Source organism: Chryseobacterium soli, from assembly GCF_000737705.1.
In the GTDB taxonomy this organism is placed as follows: domain Bacteria; phylum Bacteroidota; class Bacteroidia; order Flavobacteriales; family Weeksellaceae; genus Chryseobacterium; species Chryseobacterium soli.
The window spans coordinates 38,894-56,258 of the sequence record NZ_JPRH01000004.1; the positions used below are offsets into that span (position 1 = coordinate 38,894).

At 36.1% G+C, this 17,365-nt stretch carries 19 protein-coding genes; 13 read left to right on the plus strand and 6 right to left on the minus strand.

From position 1 onward, the window contains the following. The 3 genes from IW15_RS10395 (at position 1) to purF (ending at position 3,065) form a co-directional block, all read left to right on the plus strand. Complete coding sequence (locus tag IW15_RS10395) at positions 1-696, plus strand: DUF3307 domain-containing protein (RefSeq protein ID WP_034711185.1); 696 nt, start codon at positions 1-3, stop codon at positions 694-696. Positions 697-727: 31 nt separating this feature from the next. Then, the gene (purC, locus tag IW15_RS10400; RefSeq protein WP_034711186.1) at positions 728-1,447 is read left to right on the plus strand and encodes a phosphoribosylaminoimidazolesuccinocarboxamide synthase; all 720 of its coding nucleotides are present in this window, start codon (positions 728-730) and stop codon (positions 1,445-1,447) included. A gap of 118 nt (positions 1,448-1,565) precedes the next feature. Continuing rightward, positions 1,566-3,065: an amidophosphoribosyltransferase gene (purF, locus tag IW15_RS10405; protein ID WP_034711188.1), complete on the plus strand. Its 1,500-nt coding sequence runs from the start codon at positions 1,566-1,568 to the stop codon at positions 3,063-3,065. An 83-nt stretch (positions 3,066-3,148) separates the two neighbouring features. On the opposite strand, the gene IW15_RS10410 is transcribed toward purF, so the two are convergent. The 3 genes from IW15_RS10410 to IW15_RS10420 all read right to left on the minus strand — a co-directional run bounded on the left by IW15_RS10410 (position 3,149) and on the right by IW15_RS10420 (position 5,479). Beyond that, entirely contained in the window at positions 3,149-3,862 is a 714-nt protein-coding gene (locus IW15_RS10410; RefSeq protein WP_034711189.1) for a porin family protein, read from the minus strand. 281 nt (positions 3,863-4,143) lie between these two features. After that, positions 4,144-4,710, minus strand: a complete 567-nt coding sequence (locus IW15_RS10415; protein WP_165585182.1) for a porin family protein — start codon at positions 4,708-4,710, stop codon at positions 4,144-4,146. 118 nt (positions 4,711-4,828) lie between these two features. Continuing rightward, complete coding sequence (locus IW15_RS10420; protein ID WP_034711190.1) at positions 4,829-5,479, minus strand: porin family protein; 651 nt, start codon at positions 5,477-5,479, stop codon at positions 4,829-4,831. Positions 5,480-5,935: 456 nt separating this feature from the next. Here IW15_RS10420 and IW15_RS10425 point away from each other — a divergent pair, with 456 nt between their 5' ends. Then, positions 5,936-6,682 carry a hypothetical protein gene (locus IW15_RS10425; protein ID WP_131368543.1) on the plus strand — a complete coding sequence of 249 codons (747 nt, stop codon included), beginning with the start codon at positions 5,936-5,938 and terminating at the stop codon, positions 6,680-6,682. An 89-nt stretch (positions 6,683-6,771) separates the two neighbouring features. On the opposite strand, the gene aroB is transcribed toward IW15_RS10425, so the two are convergent. Next, on the minus strand, positions 6,772-7,818 hold the full coding sequence (gene aroB / locus IW15_RS10430) for a 3-dehydroquinate synthase (RefSeq protein ID WP_034711194.1): 1,047 nt from the start codon (positions 7,816-7,818) through the stop codon (positions 6,772-6,774). A 103-nt stretch (positions 7,819-7,921) separates the two neighbouring features. Between aroB and IW15_RS10435 the strand changes: the two genes are divergently transcribed. Next, a complete protein-coding gene (locus IW15_RS10435; RefSeq protein ID WP_228384340.1) occupies positions 7,922-9,112 on the plus strand; it encodes a pseudouridine synthase in 1,191 nt (396 codons plus the stop codon). A gap of 111 nt (positions 9,113-9,223) precedes the next feature. Here the strand turns inward: IW15_RS10435 and pncA are convergent, their stop codons facing one another. After that, a complete protein-coding gene (gene pncA / locus IW15_RS10440; protein ID WP_034711196.1) occupies positions 9,224-9,829 on the minus strand; it encodes a bifunctional nicotinamidase/pyrazinamidase in 606 nt (201 codons plus the stop codon). 205 nt (positions 9,830-10,034) lie between these two features. Between pncA and IW15_RS10445 the strand changes: the two genes are divergently transcribed. From IW15_RS10445 to IW15_RS10465, 5 genes are all read left to right on the plus strand, one after another. Then, entirely contained in the window at positions 10,035-11,177 is a 1,143-nt protein-coding gene (locus IW15_RS10445; RefSeq protein ID WP_034711198.1) for a DEAD/DEAH box helicase, read from the plus strand. 236 nt (positions 11,178-11,413) lie between these two features. Beyond that, positions 11,414-11,950: a YfiT family bacillithiol transferase gene (locus IW15_RS10450; protein ID WP_034711830.1), complete on the plus strand. Its 537-nt coding sequence runs from the start codon at positions 11,414-11,416 to the stop codon at positions 11,948-11,950. Then, positions 11,947-12,405, plus strand: coding sequence for a DUF1569 domain-containing protein (locus tag IW15_RS10455; protein ID WP_228384341.1), 459 nt, complete (start codon positions 11,947-11,949; stop codon positions 12,403-12,405). The genes IW15_RS10450 and IW15_RS10455 overlap by 4 nt, the downstream gene beginning before the upstream one ends. Continuing rightward, positions 12,402-12,782 carry a bacillithiol system redox-active protein YtxJ gene (gene ytxJ, locus IW15_RS10460; protein WP_034711200.1) on the plus strand — a complete coding sequence of 127 codons (381 nt, stop codon included), beginning with the start codon at positions 12,402-12,404 and terminating at the stop codon, positions 12,780-12,782. The genes IW15_RS10455 and ytxJ overlap by 4 nt, the downstream gene beginning before the upstream one ends. After that, on the plus strand, positions 12,782-13,375 hold the full coding sequence (locus IW15_RS10465) for a Crp/Fnr family transcriptional regulator (RefSeq protein WP_034711202.1): 594 nt from the start codon (positions 12,782-12,784) through the stop codon (positions 13,373-13,375). Before ytxJ ends, IW15_RS10465 begins: the two co-directional genes overlap by 1 nt. A 3-nt stretch (positions 13,376-13,378) precedes the next feature. Here the strand turns inward: IW15_RS10465 and IW15_RS10470 are convergent, their stop codons facing one another. Then, positions 13,379-14,791 carry an aminotransferase-like domain-containing protein gene (locus IW15_RS10470; RefSeq protein WP_034711204.1) on the minus strand — a complete coding sequence of 471 codons (1,413 nt, stop codon included), beginning with the start codon at positions 14,789-14,791 and terminating at the stop codon, positions 13,379-13,381. 94 nt (positions 14,792-14,885) lie between these two features. On the opposite strand from IW15_RS10470, the gene IW15_RS10475 reads away from it, so the two are divergent. The 3 genes from IW15_RS10475 (at position 14,886) to IW15_RS10485 (ending at position 17,364) form a co-directional block, all read left to right on the plus strand. Continuing rightward, complete coding sequence (locus IW15_RS10475) at positions 14,886-15,770, plus strand: DMT family transporter (protein WP_034711206.1); 885 nt, start codon at positions 14,886-14,888, stop codon at positions 15,768-15,770. A 338-nt stretch (positions 15,771-16,108) separates the two neighbouring features. Next, positions 16,109-16,708 carry a Crp/Fnr family transcriptional regulator gene (locus IW15_RS10480; RefSeq protein WP_034711209.1) on the plus strand — a complete coding sequence of 200 codons (600 nt, stop codon included), beginning with the start codon at positions 16,109-16,111 and terminating at the stop codon, positions 16,706-16,708. A gap of 41 nt (positions 16,709-16,749) precedes the next feature. Then, positions 16,750-17,364: a Crp/Fnr family transcriptional regulator gene (locus IW15_RS10485; protein WP_051881936.1), complete on the plus strand. Its 615-nt coding sequence runs from the start codon at positions 16,750-16,752 to the stop codon at positions 17,362-17,364. Position 17,365: the final 1 nt, after the last annotated feature.

Genomic DNA, 17,365 nt, shown 5'->3' on the forward strand with positions numbered 1-17,365 from the left:
ATGATTTTCACTAAACTCATATTGGCTCACCTACTCGGAGATTTTGTTCTTCAGCCAGATTCATGGGTTGCAGATAAAGAAAACCGAAGGCTGAAAAGCAAGTATCTGTATTTTCACGTTCTCATTCATACTGTTCTCAGCTTTATATTTCTTTGGGATGTACAGCTGTGGTGGGTAGCTGTTTTGGTGGGTGTTTCCCATTTCATGATCGATGCCTGCAAGCTTGTTTTCCAAAAGACGAAAAATAAGAAAAGGTGGTTTTTAATCGACCAGCTTCTTCATATCCTGGTTATTGCAGGAGTTTCATTCTATTTTCAGGAATTTAATTTTGAGTTTTTAGAAAATCAAAATTTCCTGAAGATACTTATGGCTGCCTTGTTTTTAACTACTCCGGCTTCAATTTTTATTAAAATTTTACTGTCTTCATGGACGCCGGTTCCGGAGACCAATAATACAATACAAACCGAATCTTTAGCAAGTGCAGGAAAATATATCGGAATTTTAGAACGTTTATTAGTCTTCACTTTTATTATGGTAAACCACTGGGAAGGAGTGGGGTTTATGGTCGCTGCAAAATCTGTTTTCAGATTCAGTGATCTGGCACAGGCCAAACAAAGAAAACTAACGGAGTATGTACTGATCGGCACGCTCTTAAGCTTTGGAATGGCTGTTTTGATTGGAATTTTAATTCAATAATATAAATCTAACTATAAAGACAATTTTAGAAATGGAAAAGAAAGAAATGTTGTACGAAGGTAAAGCGAAACAAGTTTTTGCTACCGATAACCCTGATCAAGTAGTCGTGCGTTTTAAAGACGATGCTACAGCATTTAATGCTCAAAAAAGAGGGCAGGTTGATTTGAAAGGCGAAATGAACAACGCCATCACCACTCTTATCTTTGAATACTTAAATGAAAAAGGGATTAAAACTCATTTCATTAAACAATTGGACGAGAGAGAGCAATTGGTAAAAAAAGTGTCTATTATTCCTTTAGAAATGGTGGTAAGAAACTATTCTGCAGGAAGTATGGCACAGAGACTAGGAGTAGAAGAAGGAATCAAATCTCCGGTAACGATTTTTGATATCTGCTACAAAAAAGATGAATTAGGAGATCCGCTTATCAATGATCATCATGCTGTGTTCTTAGGAGCTGCAACGTATGAGGAACTTACTGAGATGTATAAATTAACAGGAGAGATCAATGAAATCCTGATCGATCTTTTTGATAAAATGAATATCATTCTTGTAGATTTCAAAATCGAATTGGGTAAAACCTCAGACGGTGAAATCATCCTAGCTGACGAAATTTCTCCTGATACCTGCAGACTGTGGGATAAGGATACAATGAAAAAATTAGATAAAGACCGTTTCCGTAGAGATTTGGGAGAGGTAACTGAAGCATATGTTGAGATCTACAACAGATTGAAGACATTGCTTGCTAAATAATTGAAGCTTAAAGCCAGAAGTTGGCAGCTGGAAGTCCTTAGAAATCAAAAGAAGTTTATCATATAGCTTCGGATTTCAGACTTCCAGCTTCCATCATTATAATTTAGAAAAAATAGAAATGAAAAGTTTAGACATTCATAAAAGTGAATATTTAAAACAATTTAAAGACCAGCCTTACGGAAGAAATCTCTTCAGAACGCAGGACGAAGAAAGACTGGATGCTCCCAATGAGGAATGCGGTATTTTCGGAATGTATTCTGATGATGATCTTGATACATTTTCTCTTTCGCAGTTCGGGCTTTTTGCATTACAGCACAGAGGCCAGGAAGCATGTGGTATTTCTGTTTTGAAAAATGGAAAGATCAATAACCTGAAAGATGAAGGATTGGTTTTAGATGTTTATAAAGAAATCCAGGATCCGGAAGCTTTTATGGGAAATTCTGCAATAGGGCATACCCGTTATACCACTGCAGGAGACAAAAAGAAGTATAATTTTCAGCCATTTTTTGCCAAAAATGAATATGATCAGATTATACTTTCTATTGCACATAACGGTAACCTTACCAATGCAAGAGAATTGAAAAATGAATTGGAAGCAGAAGGGGTAGTATTCAGAGCCACTTCGGATTCCGAGGTTATTTTAAGATTAATTCAAAAAAATCTTGACCTTGGGCTGCGTGCTGCTATCAAAGCTACCATGGAAAAAATTGAAGGCGCTTATTCTGTGGTTGGAATGACGAGAAATAAATTTTTCGCTTTCCGTGATTTCAATGGAATCCGTCCTTTAGTATTAGGAGCAGTCAATGAAAATACATACGTTGTTGCTTCAGAATCCGTAGCATTAGATGCCGTAGGTGCTCAGTATGTAAGAGATATTTTACCGGGAGAAATCATTTACACCAATGAAAATGAGCCTGGTAAACTTAATTCTTACATGGTTAATGAAGAAAAAGGGAAACAAAGAATCTGTTCTTTTGAATATATTTACTTTGCAAGACCCGATTCTACATTAGAAAATATCAATGTTTACGAAATCAGAGAAAAATCTGGTGAGAAAATCTGGGAGCAGGCACCTGTAGATGCTGATATCGTGATTGGGGTTCCGGATTCCGGAGTTCCGGCTGCTATCGGTTTTTCAAAGGCTTCAGGTATCCCTTTCCGCCCTGTTTTAATTAAAAACAGATACATCGGAAGAAGTTTCATCGTTCCTACACAGGAAATGAGAGAAAGGGTAGTGAACCTTAAGTTGAACCCGATCATTTCAGAGATTAAAGATAAAAGGGTAGTCATCATAGACGACTCTATTGTTCGTGGAACCACATCAAAAAGACTGGTAAAGATTTTAAAAGACGCAGGAGTAAAAGAAATTCATTTCAGAAGTGTTTCTCCGCCGATTATAGCACCTTGCTACCTTGGGATTGATACACCGTCGAAAGATGACCTAATCTCTGCAAATATGACTACCGAAGAGCTTAGAGATTATCTGGGAGTAGATTCTTTAGAATTTTTAAGTACAGAAAACTTAAAAGAAATCTTAGGATCTTCCAACCACTGTTTCGGATGCTTTACAGAAGAATATCCTGTAGAAAAAGGAGAAGAAATAGAACTGTTCAATTAATCATTGAATGACAATAAAAAATGAAAAGGCCAGGTTTAATAATAAGCCTGGCCTTTTCTATAGAAGTTAAAAAATTGGTTGTATTAAAACTTATAATTTAAACCCAGTTGAAATACTCTGTGGTTTAATGGATCTGTACCTTCAGGCTTGCTGTTTCTCATGTCAGTAAGACTGTTTACATATCTTGCATTGATTCCTAAATGCGGAGTGAAATCATATCCTAATCCTAAACCAAGACCCAGGTTGAATTTGTTCACATCGTCTTTATTAAGGTCTTCTGAATGAGATGCTGTTTGAGTAGTAGTAACTCCTGCTGTAGTTGTGGAAACTGTTCTGTCACCCTTCGTTTTACCATCTAGGAAATAACTGAATTCAGGACCTGCTTCAATATAAAAATTACGGGTAGGTCTCATTTGAAGCATCAACGGAACTGAAACATAGTTCATCGTTATTTTATCTTCATTTTTAGTCTTTACATTGGTTGCTCCCGTTGTTACATCTGTAGACGAAAGAACACTTCTTGCTCCTAATTGGTTGTATAGTACCTCCGGCTGAACACTAAACTTTTCAGAAAGTGGAATATTAACAAACACCCCAGCATGAAATCCAATTTTTTGATTGTTAAGGCTTAATTCCTGCGAATTGAATGAAGCCGCATTTCCTCCCCCTTTAATACCAAATCTAATAGGTGGCTTTTCTTGTTTAAGTGGAGCCGCTGCTACTGTTTTTGTTTCCGTTTCTTGAGCAAATGCTAATGTGCCAACGACCATTGCTAGTCCTAGGAATAACTTATTCATAATTTCGTTTTTTAATTTTACTATTTAATTTTTGTCCGAATATTCAACCAGACAGGATTTATTTTGCAAATTCCTTGCCAAAGTCTCTAATCCTTGATTAATAGGCCTTTGCAAGCATGTTTAGTGTTGAAGAAATGCTTGTGTTTTTTTTTAAAATTAAAAAGTATGAACAAAAAAATCGGATATTAATTGAACTTTTAATGAATATAATGGAGTTTTATTGACAGATTTTTTTACTTGAGAAATATTCTAATTCTTATACAAAAAGAGCAGCCTTATTACTAAAACTGTTCTTTATTACTATTTTTTTTAATATGCATTTTAAATTTATAAGCTACACCAACCTGAAATGTATTATTTCTCACTGCATCTCCAGTATTATGTTTATAGATGTACGTTAATCCTGCTGTAAATCTTGCAGTAACTCCAAAATTAGAAGTGAAGAAATAACCGGCTCCAATACCTATTCCCATATTGAATGTATTATAATAATCTTTAATGATCTTTATGTTGCTTCTCCTTGAAGTTATACTGATATTGTTTCCCGAAGTTCTTGTTTCAGTCCAGCTGTCTTTTGTTTTTCCTCCTAATAATAATCCGAATTCAGGACCTGCTTCTACATAAAGATTGGGGAGAAGATTATATTGAAGTATAACAGGCAGCGATACATATCCTAATGACAGGGAACTGTTGTTTTTCATTCTTACCACAATGCCGGGAAGATCATAGCGGGTATCAATTTCTATTTTAGAACCTACCTGGTTATAGGAAAATTCAGGCTGAAGACTGAATTTGCCGGCAATTGGGATATTTGCAAAGATTCCTGCATTAATATAGACTGATATCATTGAAGGGTGCATAATATTAACCAACTACATAATACACAACAAAAAAAGACCAGCTTTAACAAGTAAAACTGGTCTTTCTATTGAATTTAAAATTTGTTACTGAATGTTGTAGTGCCTATTATTTGAATTTATAAGCTAATCCTACTTGGAATACGTTGTTTCTTACAGCATCTCCAGAATTATCTTTGTAGATATCTGTAACTCCAGCTGTATATCTAACAGTAAGTCCTAAGTTTTGAGTGAAATAATACCCTGCACCAATACCAATACCTAAGTTAAATGTATTGAAATCATCTTTGTTAAGAGATGCTGTTTGGCTAGAGTTGGTATTTCCGTTCGTAGAACTCTTAAATTTGTCTTTAGCGCTTACCAAGAATCCGAATTCCGGACCTGCTTCTAAATAAAGATTAGGAAGTGCATTGTACTGGAACATTACCGGTACTGCAATATATCCTAGGTTTCTAGAGTAATCTGCTTTGTAGGTATTTCCTGCTGCTGAAAATTCTCTTGTTACCTTTGATCCTAAATCGTTATAAATAACCTCTGGTTGTACACTGAAAGAACTTGCTAACGGGATGTTTGCAAAAACACCAGCATTAAATCCGATTTTTGATTTTGAATCGCTTAAATCAGCTCCGTTTGAAAGTGAAGAAACGTTCATTCCACCTTTTACCCCAAATGTAACTGGGTTTGAAGATGAAGTAGGTGTTGTTTGAGCGAATGCTAATGAACTTGCAGTTACTGCTAATCCTAAAATTAACTTTTTCATAACTTAATTTTTTTATTTTTTACTATTCTAATTCTAAATTTTACTACTGTCAATTTTCCGTTGACGCAGAGTATCTTTCAAATTGCTTGCCAAAAACAAATTTTATGATAAATGTCAGTGTTAAAATAAGTTGTTAAAGAAAATACTAAATAATTAAATGTCTGATTATGAGTATTTTAAATTATTAATTAAACACTTGTTTAGAAACGGTATAAATAATTATTACTTACAAAAGCAGTTTTTCATAAAAATTTACTAAAAAACGATCATAATTATATAATTTATTAACACTCCTTGATTAGGCTTATAGTCACAATAATAGATAACAGAATGAAGAATTAATACTCATTAATGATTATGTGTAAAATTGTAATACATGCCTCTTGTGTATATTCGGCTGTTTTTTTTAGACTACCTGCTCTAAAAAGTGTATTATTACATACTGGTACAATAAATATGGAACATAAAAAACTAATACAATTTATTGCAGCAATTATAGGATTGGCGATGATTACGATGTTTATATCAATGTCGAATACGATATCATATCCTTTCAATATCTACTTAATGATTGGGGTATGTGTTGTAATGCTGTTGCTGGTCATGAAGCTGATTTATGATGTTTTTACAGCAGATCCATTGGTGCCGGTCCTTTATCATGATCATCCCGGCCGAAAAATATTCTTCATTTCACCTTACAGAAGCACGACTTTAAGTGTCGTAATGATTGTATTCCCTTTGTTTTTCTTTTATCTTTTTGCTCAATTATTTCCTGTGTTTATGAAAGATATTCAAACTGAATCTGTCATTAAGGTTATTACCATAGCAATATTCTCTGTTATTATATTGTGTGGAGCTCTCTATTGTTTATTTGAAGGGATAAAACTCTTCATTCGCAGGAAAAAAGTTGTACAGCTGATTATTAATAATGACAGCTTTGAGTTTTTACCTATTTACGACTTTGGTTCCACAACCCGAAATACCAATACGTTATCTATGTTTTTTCGTAAAGAAATGAAGAAGGCCTATTTCACCGATCAGCTGAGAATAGAAATGGTAAAAGACAAATGGCAGGGAAATAAAATAAGAATGTATGTAGAAGGGGTCAGGTTTTACCTTCCATACCTTTATAATGATACGAATGAGCTGGAAGAGGTATATCAGACGCTCCAACAGCGTTTGCAAAAGGCAAACAGCCTATAAATGACAAATTGCCCAAAAATAGGTAATGGAAATTAACTTATTTTTGGACAATTTTAGAAGGTATTTTTTAATTATAATGAAAATCTGGATTAAAAATCATTCAGTTTCCTGTAAAAATCTAACGCTTTTAAAATGTTTTTCTGGCTGCAGTGATGATCGAATACACATGAACCTATTCCTGAAAGCAGAGAGAAATTAATTTTACTTTCCGTATTTTTTTTATCGTTTAATAACAATGCGGAAATATCTTCATCTTTAAAATCACTCACATCTAAATAAGGATAATACCGTTGGATATTTTCAATGATTATGGTTGAATCCTGCTCAGAAATCAGGCCCTCAAGATAAGCCAGGTGGGCTTCACAAATCATTCCCATTGCAACAGCCTCTCCATGAAGGATAGGATTTCCCTGCTCCAGGCATAAACTTTCAATAGCATGACCGATAGTATGACCGAAGTTTAATGTTTTTCTGATATTTTTTTCATGAAAATCTTTTTCAACAACGTCCTGTTTAATATCCATAGAGGTCTGAATGTGCGGAATAATGCTTTCTACATCCAGTTTATGAATCTGTATAAGGCTTTCCCAATGTTTTTTATCGGCAATCAGTCCGTGTTTCAGCATTTCTGCAAAACCGCTTCTTACTTCTTTAAAAGGAAGGCTATCTAAAAACTGAGGGTATACAAAAATCTGTTCAGGGAAGGTAAAAGTTCCTACCATATTTTTAAAATGCATCAGGTCAATTCCTGTTTTACCGCCGATGGAAGCGTCACACATGGATAAAAGAGTAGTGGGAATATTAATAAACTGTATTCCTCTTTTATAGGTAGATGCCACAAAACCGCCCATATCGGTAATCACGCCGCCACCAAGATTGATGATCAGGGCTTTTCTGTCCGCCTGCATTTCCGTTAAAATTTCCCAAAGGTGATTGGCAGTCTGGATATTTTTCATTTCCTCACCGGCCTCAATCTCTAAAATTTCAAAACTCAAATCTGTCTCCAAATTGCCTAAAAGAACCGGCAGACAGTACTCATGAGTGTTTTCATCAACTAAAATAAAGATTTTGCTGAACGATTTTTCGTGCAAAAAATCATTTAATTGAGAGAAATTATCGTGTAATAATGTTATCATTTTTGGAATTTCTGTTACGTTAATTATAAAACTATATTGCAAAGTTATGATTCTTAATTTTTAACTCGTAACTAAATTACTATCTTTGCAGAAATTTTTTAGAATGAGCAGAGATAATAACAATTCAGAAAAGCCAAAAAGACCAAGAATTTCAACAAGAAAGAATTCTGATGATTCTCGTGCTTCAAGATCCGTAAATTCTTCAGGATCAAAACCTTTTAAGAAACCTTTTACAAAAGATAGCGGAAGAGGCTCCGAACATACTGGTTCCAATTCAAAGTTTGAGAAAAAGCCTTTCAAAAGAAGTGAAGGGAGTTTTGAAGGCAGAGATGAGGATAAAAGCTCGAAGTTTGAGAAAAAACCTTATATCACAACCAGAAATGAGGAGAAAAAATCTTTCGGAAACTCTACACCCAAGAGAGGCGGTAGTGCAAGAAGTCAGGACGCTAAAGCCAGAGATAAGTATGAAAGAGGCAGCCTGAAATATGGCCGCAGACCGTCTTCCGGAGATGATAGAAATGAAGACAAAGCAAGATCTTTTGTACAGAAGAGAAGGTTCAACAAAATTGAAAAAGATGTTCATAAAGACACTATCCGTCTAAATAAATACATTGCTAATTCAGGAATCTGCAGCAGAAGAGAAGCTGATGAGCTGATTACCCAAGGCCTGGTAGAGGTGAATGGAAAAGTAGTTACTGAAATGGGCTATCAGGTAGAAAAGACTGATAAAGTAGTTTTTGACGGACAAAGCATTACTCCGGAAAAACCTGTTTATGTTCTTTTGAACAAGCCTAAAGGATATATTTCTACAACCAAAGATGACAAAGCCAGAAAAACGGTAATGGATCTTGTGGCAAATGCTTCTCCATACCGCGTTTTCCCGGTAGGAAGATTAGACCGTTCTACAACAGGGGTTATTCTTTTAACCAATGATGGGCATATGACGAAGAAATTAACGCATCCATCTTTTGAAGCGAAAAAAATCTATCATGTAACGTTGGATAAGAAATTAACGAATGAAGACATGAAGTTGATTTTGGAAGGAATCCGTTTGGATGAAGGAATTGCTACGGTAGATCAGATTTCATTCATTGAAGGGAAACCTAAGAATGAAGTAGGAATTGAGATCCACATTGGATGGAACCGTGTGATCAGAAGAATTTTCCAACGACTTGGATATGAGGTTGAGGCCTTAGACAGAGTAATGTTTGCAGGTATGACGAAAAAGAATATCAAACGTGGACACTGGAGAATCCTTACGGAGCTTGAAGTGAATAACCTGAAAATGCTTTAAAAGCTTATACGAAAAGTAATAATTTTTAATTCTTACTTTGATTTTCAAAAAAAATAAAAAGCGTAGTAAAATTATTTACCACGCTTTTTTGTATTATAAAGAGATGTGTTTCTATCCTAACATAGTCACTCCTTTCTGTAGCATATCGTAGATGGCGTCTCTGCCGTTGTCAGGTTTTACATTCACCGCTTTTGTTCCATTAAAATGCAGACATGTAATATACCCGTTGCTTACTGCATCCAGACAGGTAAACTTTACACAATAATCCATGGCAAGACCTACCACTTCAAGCAATTGAATATCATGGTATTTCAAGAAATCATCCAGACCGGTTTTCATGAAATGGTTATTGTCCTGGAAGCCACTGTAGCTGTCAATTTCAGGGTTTTTTCCTTTTTGAATGATATGGGTTACTTTATCTCTGTTTAAATCTTTATGGAATTCTGCTCCAAAAGTCCCCTGAACGCAATGATCCGGCCACATAAACTGTGGAACACTGTTTAGAATGATGCTTTCTCCTACATTTCTTCCGTTATTGCTGGCGAAGCTTTTATGGTTAGAAGGATGCCAGTCCTGAGTTAAAACAATCTGATCATACTCATTTTCTTCCATCAGAAGATTAATATAAGGAATGATTTCATTAGATCCCGGAACAGCTAATGCTCCACCTTCACAAAAATCATTTTGTACATCTACTATTATTAATGCTTTTTTCATATTTAGATTTCTCGAATTTTAAATTTACAAAAAACTAATCTTCAAAAATTTGTCCAAAACAGAATTATCGGACAAATCGGCATTCTCTGAAACATTTTGGTATAAAGGTTTTTCAATCTAAAAAGAAAATAATTACAACCAGTATCAGGTTTCAGGTTATAAACCAACTGTCAATAGCTTATCTTTGCAGGAAATAAGTATTTTTATGTCATTTGAGTCGTTAGGATTATCACACAATATTATTCATTCTGTCAACAAATTAGGCTATCTGAAACCATTTCCCATTCAGGAGCAGGCTATTCCTGTCATTATGCAGGGAAAGGATCTGATGGGAATTGCACAGACCGGTTCCGGAAAAACGGCTTGTTTTGTAATGCCTATTTTAGAAAAATTACAGCATACAGAAAGTAAAAAAGACCGTAATATTCAGGTGTTGATATTGGTTCCTACCCGTGAGTTAGCGATTCAGATTGATGAAGTGTTCAGGGCTTTCACGGAGAATTTAAAGCGTGAAATCCGTACGATGGCTGTATATGGCGGGGTTTCTATCAATCCACAGATGAAAGGAATGTTTGGGGTAGAGATTCTGATCGCAACACCCGGACGTTTGCTGGATTTAATTGATCATAAGGCGCTGAGCATTTCAGGAATTCAACATTTGGTGATCGATGAAGCTGATAAAATGTTTCAGTTAGGCTTTGAAGAAGAAATGAATAAGCTTTTCGCGATGATGCCGGTCATGAAGCAAACGACTTTATTCTCAGCAACGTTGAATGATAAGGTTGCCGAAATGAAAGAACGTTTATCCATCCATCCTACCATTATTGAAATTAAAAAAGAAGAAGTTGAGATCGATAATATTGAGCAGTTGGCTTATCACGTTTCTCCGGAGAACAAAGGTCCTTTCTTACGGTATTTAATCAAAGAAAAGAAGGTTGAAAAAGCTTTAATTTTTGTTTCATCTACCAAATCTGCAGATAGTTTAGTGGAAAAACTTAAAAAGAATAAAATTAAGGCAGTAGCCATCCACAGTCAAAAATCACAAGGTGCCCGTAGAAATAATTTAGAAGAATTTAAAGTAAACGGTGCCCAGATTCTGGTTGCTACAGACTTAATTGGCCGTGGTATTCACATCGAGTCTTTACCTTGCGTTATCAATTACGAATTGCCCCGTTCGCCTTTAGATTACATTCACCGTATTGGTAGAACAGGTCGTGCCAACGAAAAAGGGACTGCCATCAGTCTTTTAACGGATGATGAACTGCAGCACTTCAGAGTGATTCAAAAGAAGATGGGCAAGAAAGTGACTTTACAAAGAACAGAGGATATTAACCTTCACGGTTATTAGCATATAAATTTCAACAAAAAGCTTCGATGGTAACAACATTGAGGCTTTTTTTAGCCATAAATCTGTTGGTTAATTTACACATTCCTGGCTTATAAATTATAATAGGGGACAATTAACATTTTTTTCATTTTAGATTCTTGAATTTTTGATAAATTTACAATAACAAATAGTTAAATAAATTGTCTAAAAAAAGAGTCGCCGGACAAAACGACAACCATACAATTAAAACTGATACAATGACCAACTTAGACCAGAAAAGGTTTCCAATAGGCGAGTACCAACAGCCTGCAAACATTTGCGATATCAAGCTTGATGAATATATTAAAGTCATCAAAAACTTTCCGGAAAAGCTTAAAAACTTAATAGAAGACCTTTCTGATGATCAGTTGGATACCCCTTACAGGGAAGGAGGCTGGACGGTAAGACAGCTCGTTAATCATATTGCAGACAGCCATATCAACAGTTTTATTCGTCTTAAACTGGCCTTAACGGAGGATAACCCAACTATACGCCCCTATGATGAAGCCAAATGGGCGGAACTTCAGGACAGTGTAAATATGCCGATAAAACCTGCCATGAGAATGATTAAAGGAACGCACCAGAGATGGGCTGCGTTGCTTAAAAGTCTCACCAATAAACAGTTTGAGCGGACTTTTCATCATCCGGAGCAAAACAAAGATTATGATTTAAGAAATTATCTTGCAATCTATGTTTGGCATTGCAACCACCATTTTGCGCACATAGAAAATCTGAAGATCGAAAAGGGCTGGTGAAAAAAAGTCTGCATAACCGAGCTGATTTTGAGGAAATCCGGCAAAGAATTTCCGGTCTTTCAGAAGATTCTCCTGCAAAATGGGGAAAAATGAAGGCTGCCCAAATGATGAAGCATTGTGATCTTGTTCTGCAGGTGGCGTTGAAAAACATTGATCTCCCGCGTGTCAATGTCATTTTTGGGGCAATAGGAATTATGGCAAAAATAGAAATGCAGCTATTTAATAATGGAATTCCCCGAAACATGCCTACTTTTCAAAAACTTATCGTTAATTTTGAATGTGATTTTGATGAAACCAAAAAAGAACTCTTACAAACATTAGAGGCATATTGGAAAGCATTTGAACATAAAAATCTCCCTGACAGACATGAACTTTTTGGTGAAATGACAGAGAAAGACTGGGGATTTTTAGAATATAAACATCTGAATCACCATTTTAAACAGTTTAATATATGAGTTTTTTTGATAAAATATTTGGCGGAAAGGAAGAGCAATCGCAACAGAAATCTTTCTGGAAAAAAATACAGTCTGAGGAAGATTTAGCAGCTGCTATTGAACAATCGCACACAGGACGGATTGCTATATTTAAGCATTCTACAAGCTGTTTTATTAGTAAAACGGTATTGAGGAATTTTGAAAAAGAATTGGAAAACAGTGATCAGCAGGCAGCAGATTTGTATTATCTGGATTTGCTGGCTCACAGACCTATTTCAAATAAAATAGCTGAGGAATTCGGGATCAGACATGAAAGTCCCCAATTAATTGTAATTGAAAACGGGAAGGCGGTTAAAAACGCTTCGCATCAGGACATATCTATAAGCCAGCTTGTATAATGAAGAACATCAACAATTATTTAGCTCAGGTCTTAAATGTTCCCATTGAAAAGGTGAACATGTGCAGTCTGCATTATGAAGTAAAAAAAATTCCGAAAAACCAGTTTCTTTTACAGTATGGTGAAATCTGCAGATATATTTTCTTTGTAGAAAAAGGCCTTATAAAAATGTATTCCATTGATAAAAACGGAAAAGAACATATTATTCAGTTTGCTCCTGAAAGCTGGCTGATATCCGACCGAAGCAGTCTTTATTTCAATGAAAAATCCAATTATTACATAGAAGCGGTTGAGGATTCTGAGATTTTATTTCTACACCCTGATTTTTTCAATAAACTGGTTGAGCAGTTTCCGAACAGCATTGAGAGAAGTGATATTCTGCTACAGAAGCATATCAGAAGTCTTCAGAACAGGATCAATTCTTTGCTTGGTGAGACAGCAGAAGAGCGATACATGAAGTTCATCAAAATGTATCCTGATTTGCTGCTTAGAGTCCCGCAATGGATGATCGCCTCTTATCTCGGTATTACTCCCGAAAGTCTTAGCCGTGTCAGAAAAGAACTGGCCAGAAAAAACTTTGTTCCAGATAAATAGCCGTTATAGTTTTTTAGCCATATTTCCGACCTGCTGGAGTTTAAGCCTGGTTTCTTCAGACCATGGGAGGCCTATACACAAACGCATACAGTTTTCAAACTGATCCTGGAGGGTAAACATCCTGCCGGGAGCAATGCTTATATTTTCCTTGATGGCTAGGTCATACAGTTTTCTGGTCTGGATATTTTTATCAAATTCAACCCAGAGAGAAAGTCCGCCCTGAGGCCGGCTTGTTTTTGTGCCTGCAGGAAAAGATTCGGCGATGGTCTGCACATAATTCTGATAATTACTCTGAAGCGTTTTCCGCAACTGATGAAGGTGTTTTTCATATCTTCCTGTTTTCAGGAAATTGGCTACAGCCTCATTCACAATCGAAATAGAGGAAGTGGAGTGGAGGAGTTTAAGTTTCAGGATTTTATCTTTATATTTTCCGGGGGCAATCCATCCGACACGGTATCCCGGTGCCAGTGTTTTTGATATGGAGCTGCAATATAAAACGTTCCCTTCTTTATCAAATGATTTACAGCATTTAGGGCGATGGGATCCGAAATAAATATCTCCATAAACATCATCTTCAATCAAAGGGATATTGTGTTCTGCCAGTAATCTTACCACTTCTTTTTTGTTTTCATCGGACATACAGCTTCCCAGCGGGGTATTGAAATTGGGAATCAACAGACAGATATCAATAGCAGGAATTACTTTTTTCAGCGTTTCTATTTCAATTCCTGTTGAAGGATGCGTGGGGAGTTCCAGTACTTTAAGCCCTAAACCGGTTGCTAACTGCAAAATACCCGGATAGCACGGACTTTCTATAGCAATGGTGTCTCCTGGCTTCCCTAAAGCCATTAAGCAGAAGGATAAAGCATTCATACCGCCGTTGGTGGTCACCAAATCGGTCTCATTAAAATTTCCACCCCATGATAATGATCGAAGAGCGATCATTCTTCTTAATTTAAGATTACCCTGAAGTTCTTCGTATTCCGTTCCGCCTGCTTTTAAGGCTCTTGTTGCGCTTACAATTTCTTTTTTAAGCTTAGCCAGCGGCAAAAGATCCCCGGATGGAATGGCAATAGAGAAAAGGGTAAGATCATTTTTACCCATATTTTCATATACGGTACTGATCAGTTCATCGGGTTCATTATGATTGGCAATTAAAGAAGGACGGCTGGCTTCGGGCAGAGGCAGGGTAATCGCAAGAGAAGCACTGACAAAATACCCCGATTGCGGTTTTGAATCAATAAGCGATTGGGATTCCAGTTCCAGGAAAATACGTTTTGCCGTATTCATACTGATCTGGTGTTCCTTGCATAACGTTCTTACGGATGGAAGTTTATCACCCGATTTTAAAGCGCCGCTTCTGATCTGTGCGGCAATCCCGTTAGCTATTTCTGTGTATAAAAATTCTTTACTCATAGTTCAACTGTGCTCATGTAAATATACAAAACTGATACTGTGTTTATCCGTTTATCCTTTCTAATTTTGCTTCAATAAATAAAATGTACATCAAATGATCACAGAAAAAATATCAAAAGAACAGGCTTTAAGTGGATGGATTAACGGTTTTATCGGGGTTTTACTGTTTAGTGGATCTATGCCGGCCACAAAATTAGCGGTAATGGATATGAGTCCCATTTTTGTAACGATTGCCCGTGCTGGAATTGCCGGTGTCCTTGCATTGGGTGTTTTATTGGTTTATAAAGAAAAACGTCCAGCAAAAAATCAGATATTTCCATTGATACTGGTGTCAATTGGCTGTGTGATTGGGTTTCCGCTTCTTTCTGCATTGGCACTTCAGTATTTAACTTCGGCACATTCTATTGTATTTTTGGGAATGCTCCCTCTGGCAACAGCCATATTTGGAGTTTTCCGTGGTGGAGAAAGGCCACATCCTGTATTTTGGTTTTTTTCGATTGTTGGCAGTCTTTTAGTAATTGGGTATGCAGTTGCTCAGGGGATTTCTGCATCGCCTATAGGAGATATCCTGATGTTGGTAGCGGTAATCTTATGTGGAATGGGCTATGCTGAAGGTGCAAAACTTTCTAAAACATTAGGGGGATGGCAGGTGATTTCGTGGGCGCTGGTGCTGTCTTTACCGTTGATGATTCCATTATTCTTCATCTATTTTCCGGATAACATACAAGATGTTACGGTGAATGGATGGTTTGGATTGGCCTATATTTCTTTGTTCAGCATGTTTATAGGTTTTATATTCTGGTATAAAGGGTTGGCGCAGGGCGGAATCACAACCGTGGGTCAGTTACAGCTTTTACAGCCGTTTTTTGGATTGGCGCTGGCTGCTTATTTTCTTCATGAGCAGGTGAGTATGGGAATGCTCGGAGTAACTGTTGGGGTTATTCTATGTGTTGCTGGAACTAAAAAATTTGCTAAATAAAATATATTGATGCTGTTTATAAATATTCAATATATTTCTTATATCCATAATTTTATTATGGATTTTTTATTGCTGAACCTTCATGTTATTAAAAAATGGAATGTTTTAAGATAATTACCACAAATATTTGTAAATATGTAACACATAATTTCATATTTAAGTGAGATTCAAATAAATAATCTTTAAATTCTTAATTTACTTAACAAAATTAACTTTTTTTAACAATAAAATAAAAAAATCGGTTTAAGATTTGCTAGGGATAGTTCAAGATTCCAATTTGTTTTTACTAGAATAATTGACTTAAAAACTTTAACCCAACATTAAAAAAGCAAATTATTATGGTTATTAATGAGAATATTTTACGCTCAGCGGGAGCTAGCATGATGTGCTACAGTCCCTCGGAATATATTTTCAGCGAAGGCGATGTACCCACCTATTACTACCAGATCATAAGTGGAGAAGTGAAGCTCAACAATTATAGTGAAGATGGAAAGGAATTTATTCAGAACATTCTGTCAGCCGGACAGAGCTGTGGAGAATCAATCCTTTTTATTGGCAAGCCTTATCCCATGAATGCAGAAGTTATTACTGAATGCCGGGTTCTGAGACTTCCTAAAGCGCAGTTTTTTGATTTATTGAATCAGACCCCACAGCTGTTCCTGGAAATAAGTACTTTTCTGTCTCAGGGTCTGTACTATAAGTTTATTATGATGCAGAATATTTCTTCTCAGCATCCTGCCACAAGGATCCGGGGACTCATGGATTATCTTAAAAATTTACATGGAAGAAGTGATGCGCCATATTCCTTCCTGATTCCTTTCACCAGAAAGCAGGTGGCAAGCCTCACAGGACTGTGTGTAGAGACCGCTATAAGAACAATAAAAGGAATGGAAAGAGATAAAATCGTTAAAATTAAAGATCGTAAAATTTTATATTAAAAAACAAATTTGTGTGATTAAAATTTAAAAAACACATTATTATGAAAACAATAAGCTGTATGAATATCGATGGAAGTCTTTTACGGGCTTTCGGTGCGGAGGATAAATCATATAAAAAAGGAGAATTAGTATACAGGGAAGGCGATCATGCGATGTATTATTTTCAGATTGAAGAAGGAAAAGTGAAGCTTAACAATTATGATGAAAGTGGAAAAGAATTCATTCATAATATATTGGCAAAGAATCAGAGTTTTGGAGATTCAATGCTTTTTTTGGAAAAGGCTTATCCAATGAATGCTGTTTGCCTGCTACCATCTGAAGTTATCAGAGTGCCTAAAGACAACTTCCTCGAACTCCTGAAAGAACATCCGCATCTGTCGGTATCTATGAATGCCTGCCTTTCGCACAGGCTTTATTTCAAATCGATTATGATCCAGAGCATGGCATCTCAAAGTCCGGTCTCAAGGCTTAAAGGTCTTATGGATTATCTTAAAAGTTACCATGACGGTGAATGCGGACAGGCCTTTAATGTGGAGCTCACCAGGCAGCAGATCGCCAGCCTTACCGGTCTGAGAGTAGAAACCGTTATCAGAGCATTGAAAAAAATGGAGAAAGAGAATATCCTGTCTCTGGAGAGCAGAAAAATTCTCTATTAAA